General features: G+C 70.3%; 22 protein-coding genes. 16 read left to right on the plus strand and 6 right to left on the minus strand.

The genetic code is table 11. The features are described from left to right. Positions 1-49: 49 nt before the first annotated feature. Positions 50-535, minus strand: coding sequence for a ribose-5-phosphate isomerase (locus tag OHA64_RS17115; protein WP_405613846.1), 486 nt, complete (start codon positions 533-535; stop codon positions 50-52). Positions 536-750: 215 nt separating this feature from the next. On the opposite strand from OHA64_RS17115, the gene OHA64_RS17120 reads away from it, so the two are divergent. Then, on the plus strand, positions 751-2,190 hold the full coding sequence (locus OHA64_RS17120) for an amino acid permease (RefSeq protein ID WP_405613848.1): 1,440 nt from the start codon (positions 751-753) through the stop codon (positions 2,188-2,190). A gap of 105 nt (positions 2,191-2,295) precedes the next feature. Here the strand turns inward: OHA64_RS17120 and OHA64_RS17125 are convergent, their stop codons facing one another. Next, positions 2,296-4,389 carry a protein kinase domain-containing protein gene (locus tag OHA64_RS17125; protein WP_405624002.1) on the minus strand — a complete coding sequence of 698 codons (2,094 nt, stop codon included), beginning with the start codon at positions 4,387-4,389 and terminating at the stop codon, positions 2,296-2,298. Positions 4,390-4,647: 258 nt separating this feature from the next. Here OHA64_RS17125 and OHA64_RS17130 point away from each other — a divergent pair, with 258 nt between their 5' ends. Then, complete coding sequence (locus OHA64_RS17130) at positions 4,648-5,364, plus strand: hypothetical protein (RefSeq protein WP_405613850.1); 717 nt, start codon at positions 4,648-4,650, stop codon at positions 5,362-5,364. A gap of 151 nt (positions 5,365-5,515) precedes the next feature. Here OHA64_RS17130 and OHA64_RS17135 read toward each other — a convergent pair whose 3' ends face one another. Further along, positions 5,516-6,091, minus strand: a complete 576-nt coding sequence (locus tag OHA64_RS17135) for a biotin transporter BioY (protein WP_405613852.1) — start codon at positions 6,089-6,091, stop codon at positions 5,516-5,518. Between the two features lie 462 nt (positions 6,092-6,553). On the opposite strand from OHA64_RS17135, the gene OHA64_RS17140 reads away from it, so the two are divergent. The 7 genes from OHA64_RS17140 (at position 6,554) to OHA64_RS17170 (ending at position 14,501) form a co-directional block, all read left to right on the plus strand. Further along, positions 6,554-7,756, plus strand: a complete 1,203-nt coding sequence (locus OHA64_RS17140) for an ROK family protein (protein WP_405613854.1) — start codon at positions 6,554-6,556, stop codon at positions 7,754-7,756. A 302-nt stretch (positions 7,757-8,058) separates the two neighbouring features. Continuing rightward, positions 8,059-9,123, plus strand: coding sequence for an ABC transporter substrate-binding protein (locus OHA64_RS17145; protein WP_405613856.1), 1,065 nt, complete (start codon positions 8,059-8,061; stop codon positions 9,121-9,123). 5 nt (positions 9,124-9,128) lie between these two features. Next, positions 9,129-10,028 (plus strand): ABC transporter permease, encoded by a 900-nt coding sequence (locus OHA64_RS17150; protein ID WP_405613858.1) that lies wholly within the window; start codon positions 9,129-9,131, stop codon positions 10,026-10,028. Then, the gene (locus OHA64_RS17155; protein WP_405613860.1) at positions 10,004-10,738 is read left to right on the plus strand and encodes an ABC transporter ATP-binding protein; all 735 of its coding nucleotides are present in this window, start codon (positions 10,004-10,006) and stop codon (positions 10,736-10,738) included. Before OHA64_RS17150 ends, OHA64_RS17155 begins: the two co-directional genes overlap by 25 nt. After that, positions 10,735-12,087 carry an LLM class flavin-dependent oxidoreductase gene (locus OHA64_RS17160; protein WP_405613862.1) on the plus strand — a complete coding sequence of 451 codons (1,353 nt, stop codon included), beginning with the start codon at positions 10,735-10,737 and terminating at the stop codon, positions 12,085-12,087. The genes OHA64_RS17155 and OHA64_RS17160 overlap by 4 nt, the downstream gene beginning before the upstream one ends. A gap of 12 nt (positions 12,088-12,099) precedes the next feature. Further along, on the plus strand, positions 12,100-12,996 hold the full coding sequence (locus OHA64_RS17165; protein WP_405613864.1) for a TauD/TfdA dioxygenase family protein: 897 nt from the start codon (positions 12,100-12,102) through the stop codon (positions 12,994-12,996). Positions 12,997-13,109: 113 nt separating this feature from the next. Further along, positions 13,110-14,501, plus strand: coding sequence for an amino acid permease (locus OHA64_RS17170; RefSeq protein ID WP_405613866.1), 1,392 nt, complete (start codon positions 13,110-13,112; stop codon positions 14,499-14,501). Positions 14,502-14,743: 242 nt separating this feature from the next. On the opposite strand, the gene OHA64_RS17175 is transcribed toward OHA64_RS17170, so the two are convergent. Genes OHA64_RS17175 through OHA64_RS17185 form a run of 3 tightly spaced genes read right to left on the minus strand, consistent with a single transcriptional unit; the run spans position 14,744 to position 17,652 of the window. Beyond that, positions 14,744-15,517: an SAM-dependent methyltransferase gene (locus OHA64_RS17175; protein ID WP_405613868.1), complete on the minus strand. Its 774-nt coding sequence runs from the start codon at positions 15,515-15,517 to the stop codon at positions 14,744-14,746. A gap of 12 nt (positions 15,518-15,529) precedes the next feature. After that, positions 15,530-16,153: a histidine phosphatase family protein gene (locus OHA64_RS17180; protein WP_405613870.1), complete on the minus strand. Its 624-nt coding sequence runs from the start codon at positions 16,151-16,153 to the stop codon at positions 15,530-15,532. After that, positions 16,150-17,652 (minus strand): FGGY-family carbohydrate kinase, encoded by a 1,503-nt coding sequence (locus OHA64_RS17185; protein ID WP_405613872.1) that lies wholly within the window; start codon positions 17,650-17,652, stop codon positions 16,150-16,152. The genes OHA64_RS17180 and OHA64_RS17185 overlap by 4 nt, the downstream gene beginning before the upstream one ends. A gap of 167 nt (positions 17,653-17,819) precedes the next feature. On the opposite strand from OHA64_RS17185, the gene OHA64_RS17190 reads away from it, so the two are divergent. Genes OHA64_RS17190 through OHA64_RS17220 form a run of 7 tightly spaced genes read left to right on the plus strand, consistent with a single transcriptional unit; the run spans position 17,820 to position 24,961 of the window. Next, entirely contained in the window at positions 17,820-19,241 is a 1,422-nt protein-coding gene (locus OHA64_RS17190) for an ABC transporter substrate-binding protein (RefSeq protein WP_405613874.1), read from the plus strand. A 5-nt stretch (positions 19,242-19,246) separates the two neighbouring features. After that, complete coding sequence (locus OHA64_RS17195) at positions 19,247-20,128, plus strand: carbohydrate ABC transporter permease (protein WP_405613876.1); 882 nt, start codon at positions 19,247-19,249, stop codon at positions 20,126-20,128. Continuing rightward, the gene (locus OHA64_RS17200) at positions 20,125-20,955 is read left to right on the plus strand and encodes a carbohydrate ABC transporter permease (RefSeq protein ID WP_405613878.1); all 831 of its coding nucleotides are present in this window, start codon (positions 20,125-20,127) and stop codon (positions 20,953-20,955) included. Before OHA64_RS17195 ends, OHA64_RS17200 begins: the two co-directional genes overlap by 4 nt. Then, entirely contained in the window at positions 20,952-22,046 is a 1,095-nt protein-coding gene (locus tag OHA64_RS17205) for an ABC transporter ATP-binding protein (RefSeq protein WP_405613880.1), read from the plus strand. Before OHA64_RS17200 ends, OHA64_RS17205 begins: the two co-directional genes overlap by 4 nt. Beyond that, the gene (locus OHA64_RS17210; RefSeq protein WP_405613882.1) at positions 22,043-22,873 is read left to right on the plus strand and encodes a DeoR/GlpR family DNA-binding transcription regulator; all 831 of its coding nucleotides are present in this window, start codon (positions 22,043-22,045) and stop codon (positions 22,871-22,873) included. Before OHA64_RS17205 ends, OHA64_RS17210 begins: the two co-directional genes overlap by 4 nt. Then, positions 22,851-23,927, plus strand: coding sequence for an ABC transporter ATP-binding protein (locus OHA64_RS17215; RefSeq protein ID WP_405613884.1), 1,077 nt, complete (start codon positions 22,851-22,853; stop codon positions 23,925-23,927). The genes OHA64_RS17210 and OHA64_RS17215 overlap by 23 nt, the downstream gene beginning before the upstream one ends. Next, entirely contained in the window at positions 23,924-24,961 is a 1,038-nt protein-coding gene (locus tag OHA64_RS17220) for a 2-hydroxyacid dehydrogenase (RefSeq protein ID WP_405613886.1), read from the plus strand. Before OHA64_RS17215 ends, OHA64_RS17220 begins: the two co-directional genes overlap by 4 nt. Positions 24,962-24,987: the final 26 nt, after the last annotated feature.

Genomic DNA, 24,987 nt, shown 5'->3' on the forward strand with positions numbered 1-24,987 from the left:
GCTGTTCCTTTCCCCAACCCCCGGGCTCCGCCCTGGACCCACGTACGCCCTACTGCTGCGGGTGGTGCGCCGGGATCGGCGGGAGGTCTCCCGTCGTCTCGTACCCGGCCAGCATCTCGATACGGCGGAGGTGACGCTCGTCACCGGAGAACGGGGTGTTGAGGAAGGTCTCGACGAACTTCGTCGCCTCCTCCTGCGAGTGCATGCGCGCACCCACCGCCACGACGTTCGCGTTGTTGTGCTGCCGGCCCAGCGACGCGGTCTCCTCGCTCCAGGCCAGCGCCGCGCGCACGCCCTTCACCTTGTTCGCCGCGATCTGCTCGCCGTTGCCGGAGCCGCCGATCACGACGCCGAGGGCGTCCGGGTCCGCGGCCGCCCGCTCGGCGGCACGGAGGCAGAACGGGGGGTAGTCGTCCTGGGCGTCGTAGATGTGCGGACCGCAGTCCACGGGGTCGTGGCCGGCTGCCTTGAGCCAGTCGACGAGGTGGTTCTTGAGTTCGAAGCCCGCATGGTCGGAGCCGAGATACACGCGCATGGGACGAGTGTGACACGACTGTTTCGGGGCAGCAGCCTCGGGGGCGCACGGCGAAAACTCCAGGCAATACCGAGAAAGCTCAGGAAAACCTCAAGTAACGATCCGGAATCAGAGGTTCACGAATTCCTTTGCCTCCGATTCACTGGACCGATTCGTTCAACCCCGTACACCGCTCGTATGGGGGAACAGCTCAACCGGCGCAAAGGAATCCGTTCATGACCTCGCAGCCGACCCTCCCCAAGGCTGATCAGGACCCAGGAGCCCCCGGTGAACCCGGGGGCGGTCTCCAGGCCGGACTCAAGAACCGACATCTGTCGATGATCGCCATCGGTGGCGTCATCGGAGCCGGACTGTTCGTCGGATCCAGCTCCGGTATCGCCACCGCGGGCCCCGGCATCCTCCTGTCGTACGCCCTCGTCGGCACGCTCGTGGTGCTGGTGATGCGGATGCTCGGTGAGATGTCCGCCGCCAATCCGACCTCGGGTTCCTTCTCGGCGCACGCCGACCGGGCCCTGGGGCGCTGGGCGGGCTTCTCCATCGGCTGGCTGTACTGGTTCTTCTGGGTCGTCGTGCTCGCGGTGGAGGCCACCGCCGGGGCCAAGATCCTCGAAGGGTGGATACCCGCCGTACCGCAGTGGGGATGGGCGCTGATCGTGATGGTGGTGCTGACCGCCACCAACCTCATCTCCGTCGGCTCCTACGGCGAGTTCGAGTTCTGGTTCGCCGGCATCAAGGTCGTCGCCATCGGCGCGTTCATCGTCGTGGGCGGTCTGGCCGTGATCGGCGTACTGCCGGGCGCCGACACCGACAAGGCAGGGCTGGGCAACCTCACCGGCCACGGCGGCTTCCTGCCCAACGGGCCCGGCGCCATCCTCACCGGTGTGCTGCTGGTCGTCTTCTCCTTCATGGGCAGTGAGATCGCCACCCTCGCCGCGGGCGAGTCGGAGGATCCGCAGCGGGCCGTCACCAAGTCCACCAACAGCATCATCTGGCGTATCGGCGTCTTCTACCTCGGCTCGATCTTCGTGGTCGTGACGCTGCTGCCGTGGGACGACAAGTCCATCGTCGAACAGGGCTCCTACGTCGCTGCCCTGGACTCCCTCGGCATCGCGCACGCCGGCCAGATCATGAACTTCATCGTGCTGACCTCGGTGCTGTCCTGTCTCAACTCCGGTCTCTACACGGCCTCCCGCATGGCGTTCTCGCTCGGTGAGCGCGGCGACGCACCCAAGGGGTTCGCGCGGGTCAACGGCCGGGGCGTGCCGATGGCGGCGATCCTCGCGTCGGTCGTGTTCGGTTTCGTCGCCGTCTTCTTCAACTACCTGTCCCCCGACAAGATCTTCCTCTTCCTCGTCAACTCCTCCGGTGCGGTGGCCCTGTTCGTCTGGCTGGTGATCTGCTTCTCGCAGCTGCGCATGCGGAAGATCATCCAGGCCGAGGCGCCGGAGAAGCTGGTCGTGAGGATGTGGCTGTACCCGTATCTGACCTGGGCGACGGCCGCGATGATCGTCTTCATCCTGGGCTACATGCTCACCGACACCGAACACGACGGCCGCGAGACCGTGTTGCTGACCCTGATGGTCGCCGCGGGCGTGCTCGCGATCGCCTTCGCGAAGGAGAAGATCAAGGGCGACCGGGCCGTCAGCAAGGTCTGAACGGTCTTCTGAACGGTTTGCGGGAGAGGGGCCCCGTGGCTTGCTGCCACGGGGCCTCTTCGCGTGCGGCCGCCACCGTCCGCGGTTCCGCGTCTGCGGGTCGCGTCACAACACCGTGAAGCTGTCCCGCACTCTGCCGTAGGTCCTGAGGGCCTGCGTCTCGATGTCCGGCTGGTACCAGGTGTTGATCTGGTACGACTTGCCGCCGGCGTTGAAACCCAGCAGGCGGGCGCGCCAGGGGACGCCCTGGAGGGTGAAGGTGTACTCCCAGACGACCGCGGGGTGACCGCGGAACGTCGTCTCCTCCAGGCGGATCTTCCGGTAGTCCTGCCCCTGGTGGGCGTTCTGCTCCGAGGTCTCCCAGGTCTCCATCAGGTCGCCGCGGGCGAGAGCGGACTTGGCGGCCAACTCCTGTTTGCCGTCCGGGGAGGTGTAGTGCACCTCCGCCCCCGTCTTCACGTCTCGCCGCCATTCCCGCGGCGTCGCCCACGCGAATCCGCCCGCCTCCCGGTGCGCGCCGGGCGGCAGGCTCTGCGGGCGTGACGTGCCCTCGACGGTGGGCGTCGGCCCGTCGCTCGCGGTGGCGGTGGCAGTGGCAGTGGCAGTGGCAGTGGCGGACGGGAACGGCGAGGACGAGGTCGGGACGGGCGGCGTGGATCCCGCGGTGGTGTCCGGCGATCCCGAGGTCGCCGCGAGAACGATCGCGACGACCGCGCCGGCAGTGACCACGCCCACGCCGGCCACCAGTCCGGCACGGCGCTGACCTCGGCGAGGTGCGGCGGACGGGACGGCGGGGCCAGGCAGTTCACCCGGTGGCACGGCCAGGGGGTGGGGACCGGTGGCGGTGGCCTGGCCGGCGAAGGCAGAGCCGACGGGCGGCAGGGCAGGCGAGGTGGACGTGGGGGTGGACGTGGGGGCGGGGTGCGAGCTGGGGACGGCCAGCGTCCGGAGGGGCCGGGTCCTTTCGGACTCCGGAGAAGGCGGCTCGTCCTGGACCGGCACCGCGTCGTTGACTTCGGGGACCTCCGGTTCGGAATCCGGCGCCGCCGTCAAAGCCGGCGGGGAATGCGGTACGGGATCGGGGTCGAGTTCGACTTCGGACTCGTTCCCGGACTGGGGCCCGGCCTCGGACCCAGCCCCGGACTCAGGCCCAGACTCGGACTCGGACTCAGGCCCAGACTCGGACCCAAACTCAGACCCCACCCCAGGCCCAGACCCGGACTCGGACCCCGACCCGGACTCGGACCCCGACCCCGACCCGGCCCCAGACTCAGCCCCGGCCCCAGACTCAGGCCCGGCCCCGGGCTCAGCCCCGGATGCAGAGCCAGGCTCGCCCCCCGCCCCAGCCCCAGTCCCCGCCTCTTCCCCCACCCCGGAACCCGCCGTCGGAGCCACCGCCGGAACCACCGCCACCGCCACAGTCGGCGTAGGCGGCGGAAACGCGAGGGGCCGTAGCGACGCCTCCAGGGCCGCCAGGCCTGGGCGGGACTCCGGTTCCTTCTCCAGCAACGCGGTCAGGATGTTGCGCAACGGGCCGGCGGCCGTGGGCAGTTCGGGCTCCTCGTAGAGGACCGCGTGCAGGGTCGCAAGTGTGGTGTCGCGGGAGAACGGGGAGCGGCCGCCCAAGGCCGCGCACAGGGTCGCGCCGAGGGACCACACGTCGGACGGCGGGCCCTGCGGGCGGCCGGAGATCCGCTCGGGGGCCATGTAGTCGGGCGAGCCGACCAGCATGCCGACCATGGTGAGCGCCTTGGCGTCCTGGATCGCGGCGATACCGAAGTCGGTGAGGACGACTCGGGGGCCGTTCGAGAACCGTCCGCCGGTCTCCACCAGGACGTTCCCGGGTTTGATGTCCCGGTGCAGCACGCCCCGTTCGTGCACCTGCCGCAGCGCCTCCACCAGGCCGAGTCCGAGGAGCGCGGTGTCACGCGGGGCGAGGGGGCCCTCCTCCGCCAGGATGCGTTCGAGGGAGCGGCCGGACACCAACTCCATGACGATCCAGAGGCGTTCGCCCTCGTCCACGACGTCGTACACGCGCACCACGTTGGGATGGTCGATCCGGGCAGTCGCCCGGGCCTCGCGCAACGTGCGTTCGCGGCGGGTGCGGGCGTCCTCGGCGTCGAGGCCGTCGATGCGCATCTCCTTCACCGCGACCTGCCGGTCGAGTATGTCGTCGACGGCTCGCCACACCCGCCCCATTCCGCCCTGGCCAATACTCTCGACCAACCGATAGCGCCCCGCCACCAGTACCCCTGGAACTCCACCGCTACCCGTATTCCCCGGCAATCCACTGCACCCCCTCAATGCCTAACGCACGACGCCTGACGCTCAACGCCTTCCGGGCCGTCCCGACTGAAACGCAATGGTCACACTTCGAGCCGTACCAGCATAGTGCGGAGAAATCTTGTGGTACCTCTTCAAGTACTGCGAATTCAGGCGCAGCAAAGGGGGACGAACATGAGTTCTCGTCGTACGACGACCATCGCGGGATCGCTGGTCACAGCATCTTTCTCGGTCGTGATGATCCTTTCCGGAACCGCCGGAGCGGACGACCAGGGGCCTGGGAGCGGCAAGGGGGGAAAGGCCGTTGACGAGGCGCCGGCGGGCGTGAAGCTGACCACGCTGCTGCCCGAGAAGATCTCGGTCGACAACGCGTCGAAAGAAACGAACATCACCGCCACGGTGAAGAACGAGGGGAGCAAGGAAAGCGGCAAGGTCCAGCTTTTGGTCGTCGGTTTCGACGGCCTCACGGTCAAGGACGTCCAAGGCTGTTCCCCGATCGACAAAAAGAATCTTCCGGAGGGCTCGAACAGCGGTTTCTCCTGCCCCGTCGACAATCTCGCGGCCGGCAAGTCGACGTCGTACGCCGTCAAAGCGACGTTCGATATCGGCAAGACCGGAAAGATCTGCCTGCCCGTGCAGAGCGGCGACGGAAAGAAGACGTTCTGGCAGCAGGGCCCGGTTCCGTTCGGTACGACCAACCCGTCACCGAACGCCCCGGCCACCCCGCTGCTGCTCGGCACCGACAACCAGCCGGTGGCGCCCGGCGGGGACGAACTCCCCAGGACCGGTCCGGGCGTTCTGCCGCTGGGCGCGGTGGGCGCGGCCCTGCTGACGGCGGGTGCGGCCGGGCTGTGGTGGTCGCAGCGACGGCCGAGGCAGCGGGAGAGCTGAGACCGGGAGCGGCGGTTCGTGGGGCTCGAGTGAGGACGTAGGTGGTCGCACGGGTGGGGGGCATGACCTGACGGCGCGTCGGCGCGTCTGTCAGGTCATGCCCCCCACCCCACCGGTCAGCCGTGTGACCTCGTGCGGGGGACCTCCGCGGTCAGCGCTTGAGCAGCTTCCAGGCGGTGGGCATGACGCCCATCGCCAGGGCCGCCTTCACGGCGTCGCCGATCAGGAACGGGGTGAGGCCGGCGGCGATCGCGGCGGACGCGGAGAGGTCGGCCGCGTAGGCGAGGTAGGGCACGCCGACTGCGTAGATGATCGCCTCGCCCACCAGCATCGTGCCGGCCATGCGGAGCGTCGAGCGGTCGGCGCCGCGGCGGGCCAGGGCGCCCACGGCGGCGGACGCGAGGATCATGCCGACGATGTAGCCGAAGGCGACGGAGACTCCGGAGGTGCCGTTCGAGAACCACGGCACACCGGCGAGACCGGCCAGCGCGTACAGGACGAGCGCGGACATGCCCCGGCTCACGCCGAGCGTCGTGCCGACCAGCAGGGCGGCGAAGGTCTGGCCGGTCACCGGCACCGGGGAGCCCGGCACGGGCACCGCGATCTGGGCGGCGAGTCCGGTGAGCGCGGCGCCGCCGACCACGAGCGCGACTTCCCGCACCCGGGAGACGGGGAGCAGGTCGGCGAGGACCTGACCGGTGCGGTTGGGGGCGACGGCGGTGCTCATGGGGACTCCGCGAGGGTGTGGACGGCAGGGGAACACGGCGACGCTATCCCAGCGCACTCGCGCCGATCACCGTCAGCGCTCGACAAAGGGTTGATCGGGAGCTTGGTGGGCTTCGAACAAAGGATGGCAGTTACACCGGAGTTGGCGTGATGCCGGTCACTGAGGTGGAGTGGCGTGAGCTACGGGGACGGCCACAGGGCATCTGTAGGGATCCACCAAAGGGCTCTGCTCCGTGGACACCTGCCGTCTCGCCCGTCGGTCGCCGTCTGGGCAGCCGTGGGGCCTTTTGCTAGCTTCGACCGCATGGTTGCCCAAGCCCGGAACTTCTCGTCGCGTCGCTATGTCGACCTGCGACGCGTGGGCACGGCCACCTGTCGCCGCCCCTGAGGCGGGCGGAGCGGCTCCGACGCGCCTCACGCACGAGACGGCGCAGTGTCGGACCCGTTCCCGAGGAAGATCCCCATGCCCCATACCCTGGCACCACCTCTCCCCTCCCCCGTGCCCCGCGCCGCCGACAGCGACCGGCGCCGCACCAACGCGAGCGTCATTCTGCGGTCCGTGCTGGAGCACGGTCCGGTGGCCCGCAGCACCATCTCCCGGCTCACCGGGCTGTCCCCGGCGTCGGTGACCGACCACTGCGCCCGCTTCGCGGGCCTCGGCCTCATCCGTGAGGCCGAGCCGCCCCGGCGGTCCAAGGGGTCGGGGCGGCCGCATGTGCCCCTCGACCTGGACGACTCCCGGTTCGTGGTGGGCGGAGTCCACGTGGCCGTGCCGTACACCACGGTCGCGCTGCTCGATCTGCGCGGGCGGGTGGTGGCCGAGCGGCAGTTGAAGCACGACGGCATCGAGCCCGGCCGGGTGCTGACACGCGCCGCCGACGCCCTGACGGCTCTGTTGGACCGGGCACCGGGATGCCGGCCGCTGGGTGTCGGCTTCGCGGCCGGAGGCTGGGTGGACCGGGAGACCGGGACCGTCGTCGCGCATCCGCTGCTGGGCTGGCGCGAGGTGCCGGTGCGGGAGGTGATCGGTGCCCGCACCGGGCTGCCGGTCCATGTGGACGGGCACGCGCGGGCGTTGGTCAACGCGGAGCGGTTGTTCGGGCGGGCGCGCGGCAGCCGCAGTGTGCTGCACCTGTTCGTCGGCAATGTGGTCGACGCGGCGTTCGCGACCAACGACGAGGTGCACCACGGTCCCCGGTCACAGGCCGGCGCGATCGCCCATCTGCCGTTGCGCGGCGGCACGGAGCCCTGCGACTGCGGTCGGGTCGGCTGCCTCCAGGTCGAGCTGAGCGAGCTGACCTTGTGCCGGCGGGCCCGTGCGGCGGGCATCATCGCCGGATCGAACCCGACGCATGTGATGACGGCGGCGGCGAAGGGCGACCCGGTGGCCGTCCGGTTGGTGGTGGAGCGGGCGCGGATGGTGGGCCGGGCGGTGGGGCTGCTGCTCGACGTGCTGAATCCGGAGAGCGTGGTCGTCACCGAGATCGGGGTCATCGGCCGCGAGGACTGTCTTTCCGCGTTGCGCGAGGCCGTCGGCCCCGAGCGGGCGGCGGACGTACGGCCGACGAGTTTCCCGGATTCCGTTCTGGCCACCGCGGGCGGAACCGTGGCCCTCGACGTCCTCTACCGGGATCCGCTGGGCGCCGCCGCCGGACGACCGAATTAATTCAGAAACTCCGAATGTTGACAGGCGATACGGAAGGCGAGGATCATCGTATTCATGCTGCTCACGACCTGTCGCACCCTCTGTTGCTGACACGTTGACGCGCCCTGGGCGCCTCCTTCTTCCTGCGTGAATTCCTGTTCTCCGGCCTTCGCCCGCCTGGAATTCCGCAGGTGTTCCTGCCGCTGCGCTCTGCCGCATGCTCTGCCGTGCGCGTTTCCTTCCAGCGCACTGCCAGCGCACTTCCACGCGACTTCCACGCGCATTTCTGTGCGTGTTTCCATGTGAACTCAGGGAGTTCTCCCATGCCTTCTCCATCCGTGTCCGGTGTCGATCGGCGGCTCTTCCTCTCCTCCCTGCTCGGCGTCACCGCCGCCGCTGCCGGACTGAGCGGCTGCGCCGGCAGCAGCGCCGCGGCCGACAAGTCCGACGCCGACGCGCCGCTCGCCACCAAGGTCCCCTCGGGCACCAGCCTGAAGATCTCCTCCTACCAGAACGTGCAGCAGGTGCAGTTCCAGCACGCGGGGCTCGGCGAACTGCCGTTCAGGGTGAGCAGTTGGGTGAACATCGGCGCCGGTCCCGATGTCATCAACGCCTTTCGCTCGGGATCGCTGGACGTCGCCAACAACGCCGGCATCCCGCCGATCCAGGCGCATTTCCAGGGATACGACGCGAAGATCGTCGCGATCAACATCACCCGGAAACCGAACTATCTCTTCGCCACCAAGCCCGGCAGCGACATCCGCACGGTCGAGGACTTCAGGGGCAAGAAGCTGGCGTTCTCGCAGGGACAGGCACAAGGTGTCGTCCTGCTGCGGGCGTTGAAGAAGGCCGGGCTGGCGTACGACGACGTGAAGCTCGTCCCGTTGACCAGCAACCAGTTCCTCACCGCGCTGCAGTCGGGCCAGGTGGACATCGCGCCGCTCGCCAACCAGCAGTCGCCCGCCTATCTGAAGCAGTACGAGTCCAAGGGCGCCCATGTCATCACCACCGACGTGGTCGACCTGCTCAACCTGCTGTGGGCACCGGCCTCGGTCCTGGCCGACTCCGCGAAGGCCGCCGCGGTCGCCGCGTACATCCCGTTCTGGGCGAAGGCCCAGGTGTGGCAGTACGAGCACCCGGACGTGTGGAACAAGGAGTTCTACGTCAAGACCCAGAACCTGAGCCTCGACCAGGCCCAGGCGATCACGAAGCTCGCCAACAAACCGCTGTTTTCGCCCAGTTGGGACGAGGCCATCAAGTGGGAGCAGGAGACCGCCGACCTGCTGGCGGAGGGCGGCTTCGTGAAGAAGTTCGACGTGGGCTCGCTCTTCGACCACCGCTTCGAGGGCATCGCCGCGAAGTCCGTACCGGCCGAGTACCGGAGGTGACTGCCATGACCACGACCTCAAGCACGGCGACCTCAAGCACGGCGACCGCAACCGCCACCACCGCGGCTGTCACAACCCCTGCCACCGCCACCACCCCCGCCCCCCAGGAGCGCCCCCAGGTCCGAAGGCGCCGGCGGCTCTCCCCCGGTAAGCGGCTGCCCGCCTCCCGGCTCATCGGCCCGGTCCTCTTCCTCGGCCTGTGGGCCGCCGCCTCCGCCGCCGGACAACTCGACCCGGCCGCGATCCCGGCCCCCTGGACGGTGCTGGAGACCGGCGGTCACCTGTGGACCGACGGAACGCTGCCGACCGACATCCTGACCTCGCTGGAACGCGCCGGATACGGGTTCGCGATCGGTCTGACCGTCGGTGTCGCGCTCGCCCTGGCCGCCGGGCTCAGCCGCACCGGCGACGCGCTGATCGACGGGACCGTGCAGCTCAACCGGGCCGTCCCGACCCTGGGTCTGATCCCGCTGTTCATCCTCTGGCTGGGCATCGGCGAGACCTTCAAGATCGCGATCATCGCCATCGTCGTCTACATCCCGATCTACCTCAACACACACTCCGCGCTGTCCGGCATCGACCACCGCTATGTCGAACTCGCCGAGGTACAGGGCCTGTCGAGGCTCGCTTTCGTCCGGCAGATCGTCATCCCCGGCGCCCTGCCCGGCTTCTTCGTCGGGCTCCGGCTCGGGGTGACCGGCTCCTGGCTGGGGCTGGTCGTCCTGGAGCAGATCAACGCCACCAGCGGACTCGGCTACATGATGTTCCAGGCCCAGAACTACGGCCAGACGGACGTCATCCTCGTCGGCCTGGTCATCTACGGCATCTTCGGCCTGGTCTCCGACAGCGCGGTCCGTCTCGTCGAACGGAGGGTGCTGTCATGGCGACGCACACTGAGCAGCTGACCCGTTCCGCCGTGCAACTGCGGGAACTGACCCGGTCGTTCGACGAGCGGACGGTCCTCGACGGCATCGACCTCGACCTGCCGGCCGGACAGTTCACCGCCCTGCTGGGACACAGCGGCTCCGGCAAGAGCACCCTGCTGCGGGCGATCGCGGGCCTCGACCACGAGGTCGCCGGCAGCGGCCGGCTGACCGCGCCGGAACGGGTGTCGGTGGTCTTCCAGGACTCACGGCTGCTGCCCTGGCGGCGGGTGCTGGACAACGTACTGCTGGGGACGGAGGGCAAGGAGGCGGCGGAGAAGGGCCGGGCCGCCCTCGCCGAGGTCGGCCTCGCGGGCCGGGAACGCGCCTGGCCCAGCGAACTGTCCGGCGGGGAGGCCCAGCGCGCCGCCCTGGCCCGCTCCCTGGTACGGGAGCCCGAACTCCTGCTGGCCGACGAGCCGTTCGGCGCCCTGGACGCGCTCACCCGGATCAAGATGCACGGGCTGCTGAGGGAGTTGTGGGTACGCCACCGGCCCTCCGTACTGCTCGTCACCCACGACGTGGACGAGGCGATCGTGCTCGCCGACCGGGTGCTCGTGCTCGACCAGGGCCGTATCGGCCTCGACCTGACCATCGACCGCCCGCACCCCCGCTCCTACCGGGATCCGCTGCTGGGCGAGTACCGGGAGCGGCTGCTGGCCGCGCTCGGTGTGACGGAGGACCACAAGTGACCACCAGACAGCTGCACCTGAACGCGTTCCTGATGACCACCGGCCACCACGAGGCGTCGTGGCGACTCCCGGAGAGCGACCCGTACGCGCATGTGTCCCTCGCGCACTACGTCCACCTCGCCCGGACCGCCGAACGCGGCACCTTCGACTCCCTCTTCCTGGCCGACGGCCCGCAGCTGTGGGGAAGCGTGGCACAGCGCCCCGCAGGCGCCCTGGAACCGCTCACCCTGCTGACGGCCCTGGCGACGGCCACCGAGCACATCGGCCTGATCGCCACCGCCTCCACCTCCTACAACTCGCCCTACAACCTGGCCCGCAAGTTCGCCTCCCTCGACATCCTCAGCGGTGGCCGGGCGGGCTGGAACATCGTCACCACCGCGGGCGAGGAGGCCGCCCGCAACTTCGGTCTGGACGCCGAGCCCGCCCACGCCGAGCGCTACGCCCGCGCCTCCGAGTTCCTCGACGTGGCCCTCAAGCTCTGGGACAGCTGGGAGGACGACGCGATCGTCGCCGACAAGGCGACCGGCGTCTGGGGCGACGACACGAAGATCCACCCGCCCCGCCACCACGGGACGTACTTCAGTGTCGAGGGCGCCCTGAACGTGCCGCGCAGCCCGCAGGGTTACCCGCTGCTGGTGCAGGCGGGCTCCTCGGAGGACGGCAAGGCGTTCGCGGCCCGGTACGCGGAGGCGGTGTTCACCGCCCAGCAGACCATCGAGGACGCGCAGGCCTTCTACGCCGACCTCAAGGCCCGGACCGCACAGACCGGCCGCGACCCCGAGCACATCAAGGTGCTGCCCGGCATCGTCCCGGTGATCGGCTCGACTGAGGCGGAGGCACTGGCGAACGAGCGGCTCCTCGAGGACCACATCGTGTACACGCACGGCGTGGACCGTCTGGAGCGGCTGCTGCAACTGGAGCCGGGAACACTGGAGCTGGACGCCCGACTGCCGGCCGACCTGCCCCCGGAGAGCGCGATCGAGGGCGCCAAGAGCCGTTACACGCTCATCGTCGAACTGGCCCGCCGCGAGCGCCTCACCGTGCGGCAGCTGGTCGGGCGGCTCGGCGGCGGGCGCGGGCATCTCACCTTCGCCGGGACGCCCGAGCAGGTCGCCGACGCGATCGAGACCTGGTTCACGCACGGCGCCGCCGACGGCTTCAACATCATGCCGGCCGTGCTGCCGTCCGGCCTCGACCTCTTCGTCGACCACGTCGTCCCGATCCTGCGCGCCCGCGGTCTGCTCCGCGCGGAGTACGACCGCCCGCACCAGACCCTGCGGGAGCGCTACGGCCTCCCGCGCCCCGCCAACCAGCACGTCACGCCCCGCAGGGAATCCGCCCTCGTCTGAAAGGACCCCCACATGTCCGAGATCGAGATCCGCAAGATCACCGGCAACATCGGCGCCCAGGTGTCGGGCGTCGACATCGCCAAGCCGCTGGACGAGGAGACGGTCACCGCCGTCCGCGAGGCCCTCAACGCCCACAAGGCCCTGGTGTTCGACGAGGTGAACCTGGACGACGAGGGGCAGCAGGCGTTCATCCGCCACTTCGGCGACCTCACCGCCGCCCACCCGACCGTGCCGTCCGTCGCCGGCGTCCCGAACGTCCTGCCCGTCGACAGCGAGCGGGGCCGGGCCGCCAACAACTGGCACACCGACGTCACCTTCGTCCTCAACCCGCCCCAGGCCAGCACCCTGCGCAGCATCAAGCTTCCCCCGTACGGCGGCGAGACCCTGATCGCCAACTCCGCGGCGGCGTACCGGCAGCTGCCTCAGTCACTCCGTCAGTTCGCCGACACGCTGTGGGCGGAGCACACCAACGACTACGACTACGCGGTGCCGGAGGAGGCCGTCGACGAGGACCAGGCCGCCGCGCGCGCCCAGTTCACGTCGATCAAGTACCGCACGGTCCACCCGGTGGTCCGGGTGCACCCGCTGACCGGTGAACGCGGACTGTTCATCGGCGGGTTCGCGCAGCGGATCGTGGGACTGTCGGTCGCCGAGTCCCGCAAGGTCCTCGACCTGTTCCAGTCGTACGTGACCCGGCCGGAGAACATCGTGCGCCACCGCTGGTCGGAGAACCAGCTGGTGCTGTTCGACAACCGGATCACCCAGCACTACGCCGTCGACAACTACGACCACCTGCCGCGCCGCCTGAACCGGGTCACCATCGCCGGTGACGTCCCGGTCGGCATCGAGGGCAAGGAGAGCTACTCGATCGAGGGAGACGCCTCGCACTACACTGCCGTAGCCGCGTAACCACGCTGCGTGCCGGATGCGTCCGCATGCTGGGCGGCCTTTCCCCAAGATCGGAGAGGCCGCCCAGACTGTGGGCGTTTTTGCCCATCTCACGCATTGGACGAGCCGCGCCCATGCCCAGCACCACCACCGAGACGCCGGCGCAGCAGGACGGCGCCTCCCTCTCCCACGGCCTCAAGCAGCGCCACCTGTCGATGATCGCCCTCGGCGGGGTCATCGGCGCCGGACTGTTCGTCGGCTCCGGCGCCGGTATCGCGGCCGCCGGGCCCTCGATCGTCGTCGCCTACACCCTCTCCGGCCTCCTGGTGATGCTGGTGATGCGGATGCTGGGCGAGATGTCGGCCGCGTATCCGTCGTCGGGTTCCTTCTCGGCGCACGCGGAACGCGCGATCGGTCCGTGGGCGGGGTTCACGGTGGGCTGGGCCTTCTGGGTCCTGCTCTGTACGGCGGTCGGCCTGGAGGGCATCGGCGCCGCGAAGATCGTCACCGGCTGGCTGCCGGGCACGCCCGAGTGGGCCTGGGTCGCCCTGTTCATGGTCGTGTTCTGCGTGACGAACCTGGCCGCCGTGAAGAACTTCGGCGAGTTCGAGTTCTGGTTCGCGGCCCTGAAGGTCGGCGCGATCGGCCTGTTCCTGGTGCTGGGCGTGCTGGCGATCGTGGGCGTCCTGCCCGGCACGACCGCCCCGGGCACCACGAACCTCACGGGCGAGGGCGGCTTCCTCCCGAACGGCGGCGAGGGCCTGGTCGTCGGCCTGCTCGCCTCCGTCTTCGCGTACGGCGGCCTGGAGACGGTCACCATCGCGGCGGCCGAGTCGCAGGATCCGGTGCGCGGGGTGGCGAGCGCGGTCCGTACCGCGATGTGGCGCATCGCGCTGTTCTACATCGGCTCGATGGCGGTCATCGTCACCCTGGTTCCGTGGGACGCGAAGGAGGTCGTCGAGAAGGGCCCGTACGTCGCCGCCCTCGACCACCTCGACATCCCGGGCGCCGGCCAGGTGATGAACGTCGTGGTCCTGGTGGCCCTCCTCTCGGCGATGAACGCCAACGTCTACGGCGCTTCGCGCATCGCCTACTCCCTGGTCGCGCGCGGCCAGGGCCCGAAGGCGCTGGGCCGGGTGTCCGGCGGGGTCCCCCGCATGGGGGTCCTCGCGTCGTGCGTCTTCGGTTTCGGCTGCGTGGTGCTGAGCTACTGGCGGCCGGACGACGTCTTCTCCTGGCTGCTGAACATGACCGGCGCGGTCATCCTGGTCGTCTGGATCTTCATCGCGGTCTCGCAGCTCAGGCTGCGTGGCCGGCTGGAGCGCGAGGCACCCGAGAAGCTCACCGTGCGGATGTGGGCGTTCCCGGTGCTGACCTGGGTCGCGCTGGCGGGCATGGCGGCGGTGTTCGTCCTGATGGCCCGGGAGCCGGACACGCGGGTGCAGTTGTACTCGACGGGCGGGATGACGGCGGCTCTGGCGGCCGCCGGGTACGGGTGGCAGAAGGCCCGGGCGGCCAGGGCCTGAACCGTCCTGACCCGTCCCCCTGAAAAGGCCCCCACGTGATCCACGTGGGGGCCTCCTTGTTGCCCGCACCCGTCCTCTTGTTGCTAACCTGCACTTGCAAGCATGTTGCAATAAAGCGTGGAGCCGCGTCCTGCCTCGTGATCGTCTTCTCACCGTTCACCCGGCAGGCGGAATGACGGAAAGCCCCGCGAGGACGTGACTCGCGGGGCTTTCCGGTGCGACACGGGGAGCTGGCGGTGCGGTCAGGGCTTGCGGCCCAGGCCCCCGTGCTGCCCGATCGGGGTGGGCGCCGCCTCGTCGGGGTGCCAGAGCGGTACCGACACCACGCCCGGTTCCACCAGCTCCAGCCCCTCGAAGAACGCCTCGATCTGGTCGACGGGCCGCAGGAAGTACGGGACCGCGCCGGTCTCGTTGTAGGCGTCCTGGGCCTGTTCGTAGGCCGGGTCCGTGCCGCGGGAGCCTTCGTTGACGGAGAGGTAGCTGCCGGAGGGAAGGCCCTTCAGGAGGCGGCGGACGATGTCGCGGGCCCGGTCGTGGTCCGCGACGTGGCCGAGGATGCCGCTGAGGATCAGCGCCGTGGGCCGGTCCGGGTCGAGGGTCCCGGCGGCGGCCTCGATGATGCGCTCCGGCTCGAAGAGGCTGATCTCCTCGTACGCCGTCGCGCCCTGAGGCGTGGACGTGAGCAGGGCGCGGGCGTGCGTGAGGACCAGGGGGTCGTTGTCGACGTAGACGATCCTCGACTCGGGGGCGAGGCGCTGGGCGACCTCGTGGGTGTTGTCCACGGTGGGCAGCCCGGTGCCGACGTCCAGGAACTGACGGACACCCGCCTCCCGTACCAGGTACCGGATGCTGCGGCCGAGGAAGGCGCGGCTGCCGCGGGCGATGGTGACGATCCCGGGGAAGACGGCGGTGTAGGCGTCGCCGGCCGCCTCGTCCACCGGGTAGTTGTCCTTGCCGCCGAGCCAGTAGTTCCAGATCCGGGCCGAATGCGGCACCGATGTGTCGATCTCCGTCATGTGCCCATAGTGCTACGGCAGATCGGGCTCGCACGGGACGTTGAGTGAGAGAAGTGCGGCGAAACCTTCGCTGTTCATGCGGAGTTCGCTGATCGCCGCGTTGCGCAACCGCGGGAACACTCTGCGGTACTCCCCGGCGGGGATCGACAGCAGCGTGCACAGCACGAGGCGGAACAGGGTGTTGTGGGCGACCACGAGGACGCGTTCGCCGGGGTGGGCGGCGGCGATGCGGCGCAGCGCGTCGCATCCGCGGGCGGCGGCCGCCCTCGGATCCTCGGCGGCGGGGAAGGGGTGCGCCACCGGGTCGGTGCGGTAGGCCTCCGCGGCGGCCGGGTCCTCGGCCGCGAACTCGGCGAGCGTACGGCCCTCCAGTACGCCGAAGTCGCACTCGCGCAGGCCGGGTTCGCGGTGCGGGACGAGGTCCAGGGCACGGCACGCGGGGTCGGCGGTGACGACGGCCCGGGACAGCGGGGACGTCCAGATCGCGTCGACCGGGTGGGCGGCGGCCCAGCGGCCGAGGGCGTCGGCCTGGGCGCGGCCGGTGTCGGTGAGGGGCACGTCGCTGATCCCGGCGTAGCGGTTCTCGGCGTGCCAGACGGTCTGCCCGTGCCGGGCCAGCAGCAAGGTCGTACTCATGAGTCCGCAGTATCCCGGTCCAGGCGGGCGCGCGCGTGCGCCGCGACCGAGGCCGACAGCCAGCCGCGGACGGTCAACTCGTCGACGAGGCGGGCGTACGGCTCGGTGAACAGGGCCGTACGCCCGGCGCGGGGCTCGACGACCGTACGGATCCGCGCCATGCGCTCCGCGACGTCCGCGAGCCGCGATCCGCCCGTGCCGCCGTGCCGTGCCAACGCGGCCATCCCCAGCGCCGGTTCGGTCTGCTCCGGCACCCGGGCGGGGCGGCCGAGGATGTCGGCGCGCAGTTGGTTCCAGTACGCGCTGCGGGCGGCGCCGCCGGTGAAGGTGAGCGGCCCGTCGACGGGGGCGCCGAGGTGGTGCAGGTAGTCCAGGCACAGGCGTTCCGCGAAGGCGACGCCCTGGAGCAGCGCCGCCCACAGGTCGGCGTCGTTCGCGGGCTCGCCGAGGACCAGGGCGGTGGCGTCCGGCGCCGTGAAGGGGAACCGCTCCCCCGGTGACACCAGCGGGTAGGTGACCATCCGGGACGGTTCGAAGGCCGCCGCCCGCTCGTCCATGGCGGCCGGGTCGGCGCCCGCGAAGGCCGCAGTGAGGACGCCCGCTCCCACGCTGGACGCCCCGCCGGGCAGCCAGGTCCCGTCCGGCGCGCGATGGTTGTAGACGACGCCCGTGGCGTCCCGGACGGGAGCGAGCGAGGCGCCTTTGAGGACCAGCGTGGTTCCGAGCACCGAGTTCCAGGAGCCGGGCCGCAGCGCGCCCGAGGCGATCTGCGCAGCGCAGCCGTCGGTCATCCCGGCGATCACGGGGGTGCCCGCGGGCACGCCGGTCGCCTCGGCGGCGGCCGGGCAGACCTCGCCCAGACGGCTTCCGGGGCGCACCACGTCGGGCAGGGCGCCCTCGGGCAGGCCCGGTACGTCCGGCCAGGCGTCGCGTTCCAGGTCGTAGCCGGTCTTGAGGGCGTGGCTGGAGTCGGTCGGTACCGGCCGGCCCACGAGCCGTGCGGTGATCACATCGGGTTGGTGGGTGATCCGCCCCGTGACCGACCCCGCCACACCTGTGACGGGCCTCGTGACCGCCCCCGGCCCGTGCTCTCCCATGAGCCACAGCGCCTTCGGCAACCCCCAGGTGTCCTGCACCGCGAGGCCCTCCTCCCGCAGCCCGGCCGCCACCCGCGCCGCCCGCCCGTCGTCGTACATCAGCGCCGGGCCGACCGCCCGCCCGGCGCCGTCCGTCAGCAGCACCGTCCCGGACGTCCCGCACACCGCGAGCCCGTCGATCCGCAGGCCCGCCAGCGGACCGAGCGCGGCCCGGGACGCCTCGCACACCGCCTTCCACCAGTCCTCGGGATCCTGTTCGTGCCGTACTCCGTCCCGCCGCCCCGCCAGCGGAGCCGAGCCGCCGCCGAGGACCGTCCCGTCCGCGGTGACGACCAGCACGCGGACGCTCTGCGTGCCCAGGTCGATCCCCAGCCAGGCCTCGCCGTCGCCCTCGCCCACCATCCGGGACCTCCCTGCATCGCGATCTATTCTGTGAACTTCTCACTGTGCACCGATATTTTCCCGTGCGCGAGGGATTGACGCCCAACTTCCGCCGATACACCCTCTGTTAGCGAGTCGACTCATCGTGTTAACCGAGTACCGGACCGAACCCCACGTGGAGGTCACGGATGGACACGCACCCGTACGACCGCCGACGATTCCTCGCCCTCACCGCCGCCGCGGCCGCGACCCCGCTGCTGAGCGCCTGCGGCGCCGGCTTCGGCGGGGACGACGAGAAGAGCGACGGCTCGGCCGCGGACGACGTCACCGGCTCCTTCGACTGGCGGCGGGAGAAGGGCACGACCGTGAAGGCGCTGCTGAACAAGCACCCGTACACGGACGCCCTGGTCGCCGATCTCAAGTCCTTCACCGAGCAGACCGGCATCAAGGTCGAGTACGACGTCTTCCCCGAGGACAACTACTTCGACAAGCTCACCGTGGACCTGTCCAGTGGGCGTGCCTCGTACGACGTCTTCATGCTCGGCGCCTACATGGTCTGGCAGTACGGGCCGCCGGGCTGGCTGGAGGACCTCGGCCCCTGGATGCGCAACTCCTCGGCCACCGCCGCCGAGTGGGACCAGGCCGACTTCTTCCCGAACCTCCTCCAGGCCGACCAGTGGTCGCTGAAGGCGGGCGCGCCACTCGGACAGGGCGGGCAGTACGCGCTGCCGTGGGGCTGGGAGACGAACGTCGTCGCCTACAACACGGAGGTGTTCCAAAAGCTCGGCCTGAGGCCGGCCGAGAGCTTCGACGAGCTGCGTGACCTCGCGGGAACCATCAAGCGGAAGGCGCCGGGCGCCGGTTTCGACGGCATGTACGGCATCGCGGTGCGCGGCTCCCGCAGCTGGGCGACCATCCATCCGGGCTTCATGACGATGTACGCCCGCAACGGACTCAGGGACTTCACGGTCGACGGCGGGAAACTCACACCCGCCATGAACACCCCGGAGGCCGTCGCGTTCACCGAGGACTGGGCCGGCATGGTCAAGCAGGGCGGGCCGCCCTCGTGGACCTCGTACACCTGGTACCAGTGCTCCAGCGACCTGGGCGCGAGGAAGGCCGGGATGCTGTTCGACGCCGACACGGCCGCCTACTTCCAGGCGGTCGACGGGGCCTCTCCCGCCTCCGGGAAGATCGCTTTCCACCCCGGGCCGAAGGGGCCCGACGGCTCCCTCGCCACCAACATGTGGATCTGGTCGCTGGGCATGAACGCCAAGAGCAGGCGCAAAAGCGCCAGTTGGCTGTTCCTCCAGTGGGCGACCGGCAAGGAGCACCTGCGCAAGGGCGCGATCACCCACAACCACATCGACCCGGTGCGGCGGTCGGTCAGCCAGGACGCCGCGTACAAGAACAAGATGAGGCACCTGCCGGGCTTCCTCGACACCTTCGAGACCGTAGTGGACCAGACGAAGATCCAGTTCACGCCGCAGGCGCAGTTCTTCGACGCGACGACCAGTTGGGCGGCGGCCCTCCAGGAGATCTACGGCGGGCAGGGCGCGAAGTCGGTCCTCGACGATCTGGCGGGCGAGCTCGCCGACAAGGTGGACTGAGCGGCATGGGCTGGCGGCTCACCCTGCGCCCCTACCTCCTGATCGTCCCCGCGTTGCTGCTGACCTGCGGAATCCTCTACCCGTTCGGCCTCGGCCTGTACTACACGCTGTTCGACTTCTCGGCGAGCAAACCGCAGCCGGACATGGTGCGGTTCGAGAACTACGCGACCGTCTTCACCCAGGAGGCGTTCTGGAACTCGGCGTGGGTGACGGTGCTGTACGCGGTCGGCGCCGCCGCCACCGAGACCGTGCTGGGGGTGGCCGTCGCCCTGCTGCTGCACCGGTCGTCGCTCGTCGGCCGGGTCCTGGAGAAGATCCTGATCCTGCCGTTGATGATCGCCCCGGTGATCGCGGCGATCATGTGGAAGCTGATGCTCCAGCCGTCGGTGGGCGTCGTCAACCATCTGCTGAAACCCTTCGGGCTGGGCGGGGTCCAGTGGACGGACACTCCGACGGGGGCGCTGCTGTCGTCGATCGCCGTCGACGTCTGGGTCTACACGCCGTTCGTGGCGATCCTGGCCCTGGCCGGGTTGCGGTCGCTGCCCACGTCCCCCTTCGAGGCGGCGGCGGTCGACGGCGCGGGCTGGTGGTACACGTTCCGGCGGCTGACCCTGCCGATGCTGTGGCCGTACGTACTGGTCGCGGTGATCTTCCGCTTCATGGACTCGCTGAAGGTGTTCGACATCATCTACGCCCTCACCGAGGGCGGCCCCGGCGACTCCACGGTGGTGCTCCAGATCCGGGCGTACCTGGAGGCGATCCGCTTCCAGCGGTACTCGTTCGGCATCAGCTACACGGTCGTGCTGTGGGCCGTGGTGTACCTCGCCGCGATGGTGCTGGTGAAGCGCCTGGGGAAGATCCAGCGGAAGGCGGCTGAGGTGAAATGACGTATCACAAACGCCTGCTGGGATGGCTGGCGGACGCCGCCCTCATCCTCTACTTCGTCTTCGCGCTGTTCCCGATCGCCTGGATGGTGATCCTCTCCCTGAAACCGACCAACCAGCTCTTCAGCACGTACTTCTCCTTCTCCCCGACGCTCGACGGGTACCGGGCGGTGCTGGGCGGCAGCGAGGGCGTCCCGTTCGTGCGGTTCTTCGTCAACAGCCTGGTGGTGTCGGTGGGCGCGGTGGCGCTGTCGCTGGTCGTCGGGCTGCCGGCGGCGTACGCGTCGGCGCGCTATCGGTTCAAGGGCTCCGACAACCTGATGTTCACGCTGCTGTCGTTCCGGTTCGCGCCCGAACTCACGGTGATCATCCCGCTGTTCGTGCTGTACCAGAAGCTCGGGCTGTTCGACACGTACGTCGGCATGGTGTGGGTGCTGCAACTCGTCACCCTGCCGCTGATCGTGTGGATCATGCGGTCGTACTTCGCCGATCTGACACCGGAGTTGGAGCAGGCGGCGCTGCTGGACGGCTACACGCGCAAGCAGGCCTTCTTCCGGGTGGCCCTGCCCCTGGTCAAGCCGGGCATCGCGGCCGTGTCGCTGCTCGCCTTCATCTTCGCCTGGAACAACTTCGTCTTCCCGCTGATCCTGACCTCCAGTAAGGCGCAGACGGTGACCGTGGGCGCGCTGTCCTTCCTCGGCGGTGACCGGCCCAAGTACAACCTGACGGCCGCGGCGGCGCTCGTCTCCGTCGTACCGCCGCTGCTGCTGGCCCTGACGATCCAGCGGTATCTGGTGCGGGGACTGTCGTTCGGGGCGGTGAAGTCGTGAGCATCGCACTGCGCGGAATCAGGAAGACGTACGGACGGACCGTCGCCCTCGACGGCCTCGAACTGGAGGTTGCGGAAGGCGAGTTCTGCTGTCTGCTGGGGCCGTCGGGGGCCGGCAAGACCACCACCCTGAAGACCGTCGCCGGCCTCGAACGGCCCGACGCCGGCACGGTCGAGATCGACGGCCGGGACATGAGCGCCGTCGAGCCCTACGACCGCGGCGTCGCCATGTGCTTCGAGAGCTACGCCCTCTATCCGCACCGCTCGGCCTACGACAACCTCGCCTCGCCGCTGCGCTCGCCCCGGCACCGCCTGCCCGCCGCCGAGGCCCGCGCGAGGATCGGCGAGGTCGCCGAACTCCTCGGCATCGGCGGCCTGTTGGACCGCCCGGTCGGCCGGCTCTCCAACGGCCAGCGGCAGCGCGTCGCCCTCGGCCGGGTCCTGGTCCGCCCGGCCCGCGCCTTCCTCCTCGACGAGCCGCTCTCCCACCTGGACGCCAAGCTGCGCCAGCAGATGCGGGCCGAACTGAAGGCGATCGGGGCGGCCCGGCGCACCACGACCCTGTACGTCACCCACGACTCGGTGGAGGCGCTGGCCCTCGGCGACCGGATCGGGGTGATCCGGGACGGGCGGATCGTGCAGACCGGCACCCGGGAGGACATCTGGTACCGGCCCCGCGACACGGAGGTCGCGCGTGCCTTCGGACAGCCCCGGATCAACCTGCTGCCGGGGACCGTCACGCCCGGCGGGGGTTTCCGGTCGGCGGACGGACGGGTCGAGCTGCCGCTGCACGCGCCGGTGCGGGAGAACACCGACGTCCTGATCGGCGTACGGCCCCGGGACCTCGCGCTCGACGGCCGGGGCCACGAACTCACCGGCACCGTCTACGTCACCGAGGTCCTCGGCCGGGCCGTCGAGGTGACCGTCCGCCTCGGCGAGCAGTACGTGTCGCTCGTCGTCCCGCGGGCGGCGGCGGCCGGACTGCGTCCCGACGATCCGGTACGGCTGACCGTCCGGCCTGAGAACCTGCTGCTGTTCGAGGCCGACCGGCCGGAGCGCCCAGGACGACGGATCGGGAAGAGCGCGCGATGAGCCACAGCAACCACAGCGCACAGCAGGGACCCGCGGCCCGCCAGGCCGCCATGGCGGAACAGGTACTGGCCGAGGGGTCGGCGACCGCCGCGGAACTCGCCGAGCGCTTCGGGGTGAGCCTGATGACCATCCACCGCGATCTCGACGAACTCGAACGTCAGGGAGTGGTACGGAAGTTCCGGGGCGGGGTGACCGCGCAGCCGTCGGGGGTGTTCGAGTCGAACGTGCAGTACCGGCTGAAGACCATGCGGCCCCAGAAGGCCGCCGTGGCCGAGCGGGCGCTGAAGCTCGTCGAGCCCGGTATGGCGATCATGCTCGACGACTCCACCTCCGCCCTGGAGATAGCCCGCGCGCTCCGGCTCGCCGAGGTCACCCCCCTCACGGTCGTCACCAACTTCCTGGAGGCGATCAACCTGCTCTCCGAGCAGCGGGGCATCCACCTCATGGCCCTCGGCGGCGACTACGACCCGCTGCACTCCTCGTTCCTCGGGGTGTCCTGCGTGGAGGCCGTGCAGTCGCTGCGGGTGGACCTGTGTTTCGCGTCGACGTCCGCGGTGCACGGGGGCTACGCGTACCACCAGGAGCAGCACATCGTGTCCGTGAAGCGGGCGATGCTCGACTCGGCGGCCCGCAACGTCCTGCTGATCGACCACACGAAGCTCAGCCGGGTCGCCCTGCACCGGGTCGTCCCGCTGTCCCGCTTCGATCTGGTCCTGGTCGACGACGGGGCGCCGGCGGACGCGCTGCGTGACCTGGACGAGCACAAGGTCCGTTACGAGGTGTGCGCGACGAAGGGCGGCGGTGATGACCCAGCTGGAGCTACGTGAGCTGCGCAAGACCTATGCGGCGCGGGGCCGGCCGGCGGTGGACGCGGTGTGCGGCATCGACCTGGCGCTCCGGTCGGGTGAACTCCTCGGGCTGCTCGGCCCGTCGGGCTGCGGCAAGTCCACCACCCTGCGGATGATCGCCGGGCTGGAGACGGTGACCGGAGGGGACATCCTGGTGGACGGCGCGTCGCTGGTCGGCAGGCCCGCCGGGCGCCGCAATGTCGGGGTGGCGTTCGAGAACTACGCGCTGTATCCGCCGCTGACGGTCGCGGAGAACCTCGGGTTCGGGCTCAGGGCGCGCGGCAGGGCGGCCCGGGGGGACGTCGACCGCAGGGTGCGGGACATCGCCGAGCGGGTCGGTCTGACCGGCATCCTCGACGCCCGCCCGGCGGGCCTGTCCAGCGGCCAGAAACAACGCGTGTCCCTGGCCCGCGCGCTGATCCGCGAACCGGACGTCCTGCTCCTCGACGAGCCGCTGTCCCACCTCGACGCCGCCCAGCGCGACACCACCCGCCGCGAGCTCAAGCGCATCCAACGCGACCTTGGGCACACCACGATCCTGGTCACGCACGACCAGGAGGAGGCCCTCTCGCTTGCCGACCGGATCGCCGTGATGAAGGACGGTGTCATCCAGCAGCTCGGCACCCCGTACGAGATCTACGACAGCCCCGCCAACGTCTTCGTCGCGGACTTCGTCGGCGAACCCCCGATCAACCTGTTCCCCGCAACCGTCACGGCCGACGGACACGCCCGTCTCTCGGACTCCGTGCGGCTCGCGCTGCCGGTGCCGGTCGCGGCGGGACGCGAGGTGGTGGTGGGGATACGCCCGGAGGACCTCGGGCTCGCCGCGGACGGCCTGCCCGCCCGTGTCCTGGCCCACGAGCCCCTCCTGGAGTCGGGCATCGCCACCCTCACCCTCGACGGGGTCGAGCGGCCCCTCGTGGTCCTCACCGATCCGGACGTGCGCCTCGCCCACGACGAGTCCGTCCGCGTCACCGCCGACCCGCACCTCACCCACGTCTTCGACGCCGACACGGGAGACACCCTCAGATGAGCCAGACGCTGCAAGTCGTGGCCGCCGGCGACCACTTCGTCCTGCCGGACCTGATCGCGCGGGCGGTGGCCGACGAGGTCGGCGAACACCCCGTGAACGTCAGCGAGTTGAGGCTCGGCTGGCCCCTGGAACCGTTCGGCCCCGTGGCGGAGGTGACGGAGGCGAGCGATGCCGAGGACGAACTGATCGAGGCGCTGGCCGGGGCGGAGGTGCTGATCACCCAGATGGGGCCCGTCACCGAACGGGTCCTGGCGGCCGCACCGGACCTGCGGCTGGTCGTCGTCTGCCGGGGCGGGCCGGTGAACGTGAACCTCGACGCGGCGAAGGCGCACGACGTGCGGGTGTGCTTCGCACCGGGCCGCAACGCCGCCGCCACCGCCGAGTTCACCGTCGGCCTGCTGCTGGCGGCCCTGCGCCGCATCCCGCAGGCCCACGATCTGCTCGCCCGGCAGGGCAGCTGGGAGGGCGCGACGTACTACACGTACGAGCACAGCGGACTGGAGCTGGAGGACCTGCCGGTCGGACTGGTCGGCTACGGCGCCGTCGGCAGCCGGGTCGCCCGGGTGCTGTGCGCCTTCGGCGCGCAGGTGATGGTGTACGACCCCTATGTGCGCGGCGAGATCCACGGACTGCGGGTGACCTCGCTCGACGAACTCCTCGCCCGTTCCCGGGTGATCACCCTGCACGCCCGCCTCACCCCCGAGACCCGGGGTCTGATCGGCGCCCGTGAGCTCGCGCTGCTGCCGTCCGGCGCGGTCGTGGTGAACGTGGCGCGCGGCCCGCTGCTGGACGAGGACGCGCTGTGCGACGCGCTGGAGAGCGGGCGGTTGTCGGCGGCGGCACTGGACACGTACGCGCGGGAGCCGCTGCCGGCCGGCGCGCGGCTCACCGCCCCGCCGCTCGCCGAGCGGGTGGTGCTCACCCCGCATCTGGGCGGGGCCAGCCGGGCGGTGGCCGAGAAGGCGGCGGCGATCGCGGCGGCGGAGGTGGGCCGCTGGGTGCGCGGGGAGCCGCTGGCCAACTGCCTGACCTGACATCCGGGACGAGTGTTGAGGAGGCC

It is taken from the genome of Streptomyces sp. NBC_00076, assembly GCF_045041235.1.
Lineage (GTDB): Bacteria > Actinomycetota > Actinomycetes > Streptomycetales > Streptomycetaceae > Streptomyces.

What these genes read in the sequence shown, in the direction of transcription:
- OHA64_RS17115 (WP_405613846.1), bottom strand. Translation starts at nt 535, where the DNA reads ATGCGCGTGTATCTCGGCTCCGACCATGCGGGCTTCGAACTCAAGAAC.
- OHA64_RS17120 (WP_405613848.1), top strand. Translation starts at nt 751, where the DNA reads ATGACCTCGCAGCCGACCCTCCCCAAGGCTGATCAGGACCCAGGAGCC.
- OHA64_RS17125 (WP_405624002.1), bottom strand. Translation starts at nt 4,389, where the DNA reads ATGGGGCGGGTGTGGCGAGCCGTCGACGACATACTCGACCGGCAGGTC.
- OHA64_RS17130 (WP_405613850.1), top strand. Translation starts at nt 4,648, where the DNA reads ATGAGTTCTCGTCGTACGACGACCATCGCGGGATCGCTGGTCACAGCA.
- OHA64_RS17135 (WP_405613852.1), bottom strand. Translation starts at nt 6,091, where the DNA reads ATGAGCACCGCCGTCGCCCCCAACCGCACCGGTCAGGTCCTCGCCGAC.
- OHA64_RS17140 (WP_405613854.1), top strand. Translation starts at nt 6,554, where the DNA reads ATGCCCCATACCCTGGCACCACCTCTCCCCTCCCCCGTGCCCCGCGCC.
- OHA64_RS17145 (WP_405613856.1), top strand. Translation starts at nt 8,059, where the DNA reads ATGCCTTCTCCATCCGTGTCCGGTGTCGATCGGCGGCTCTTCCTCTCC.
- OHA64_RS17150 (WP_405613858.1), top strand. Translation starts at nt 9,129, where the DNA reads ATGACCACGACCTCAAGCACGGCGACCTCAAGCACGGCGACCGCAACC.
- OHA64_RS17155 (WP_405613860.1), top strand. Translation starts at nt 10,004, where the DNA reads ATGGCGACGCACACTGAGCAGCTGACCCGTTCCGCCGTGCAACTGCGG.
- OHA64_RS17165 (WP_405613864.1), top strand. Translation starts at nt 12,100, where the DNA reads ATGTCCGAGATCGAGATCCGCAAGATCACCGGCAACATCGGCGCCCAG.
- OHA64_RS17170 (WP_405613866.1), top strand. Translation starts at nt 13,110, where the DNA reads ATGCCCAGCACCACCACCGAGACGCCGGCGCAGCAGGACGGCGCCTCC.
- OHA64_RS17175 (WP_405613868.1), bottom strand. Translation starts at nt 15,517, where the DNA reads ATGACGGAGATCGACACATCGGTGCCGCATTCGGCCCGGATCTGGAAC.
- OHA64_RS17180 (WP_405613870.1), bottom strand. Translation starts at nt 16,153, where the DNA reads ATGAGTACGACCTTGCTGCTGGCCCGGCACGGGCAGACCGTCTGGCAC.
- OHA64_RS17185 (WP_405613872.1), bottom strand. Translation starts at nt 17,652, where the DNA reads ATGGTGGGCGAGGGCGACGGCGAGGCCTGGCTGGGGATCGACCTGGGC.
- OHA64_RS17190 (WP_405613874.1), top strand. Translation starts at nt 17,820, where the DNA reads ATGGACACGCACCCGTACGACCGCCGACGATTCCTCGCCCTCACCGCC.
- OHA64_RS17195 (WP_405613876.1), top strand. Translation starts at nt 19,247, where the DNA reads ATGGGCTGGCGGCTCACCCTGCGCCCCTACCTCCTGATCGTCCCCGCG.
- OHA64_RS17200 (WP_405613878.1), top strand. Translation starts at nt 20,125, where the DNA reads ATGACGTATCACAAACGCCTGCTGGGATGGCTGGCGGACGCCGCCCTC.
- OHA64_RS17210 (WP_405613882.1), top strand. Translation starts at nt 22,043, where the DNA reads ATGAGCCACAGCAACCACAGCGCACAGCAGGGACCCGCGGCCCGCCAG.
- OHA64_RS17215 (WP_405613884.1), top strand. Translation starts at nt 22,851, where the DNA reads ATGACCCAGCTGGAGCTACGTGAGCTGCGCAAGACCTATGCGGCGCGG.
- OHA64_RS17220 (WP_405613886.1), top strand. Translation starts at nt 23,924, where the DNA reads ATGAGCCAGACGCTGCAAGTCGTGGCCGCCGGCGACCACTTCGTCCTG.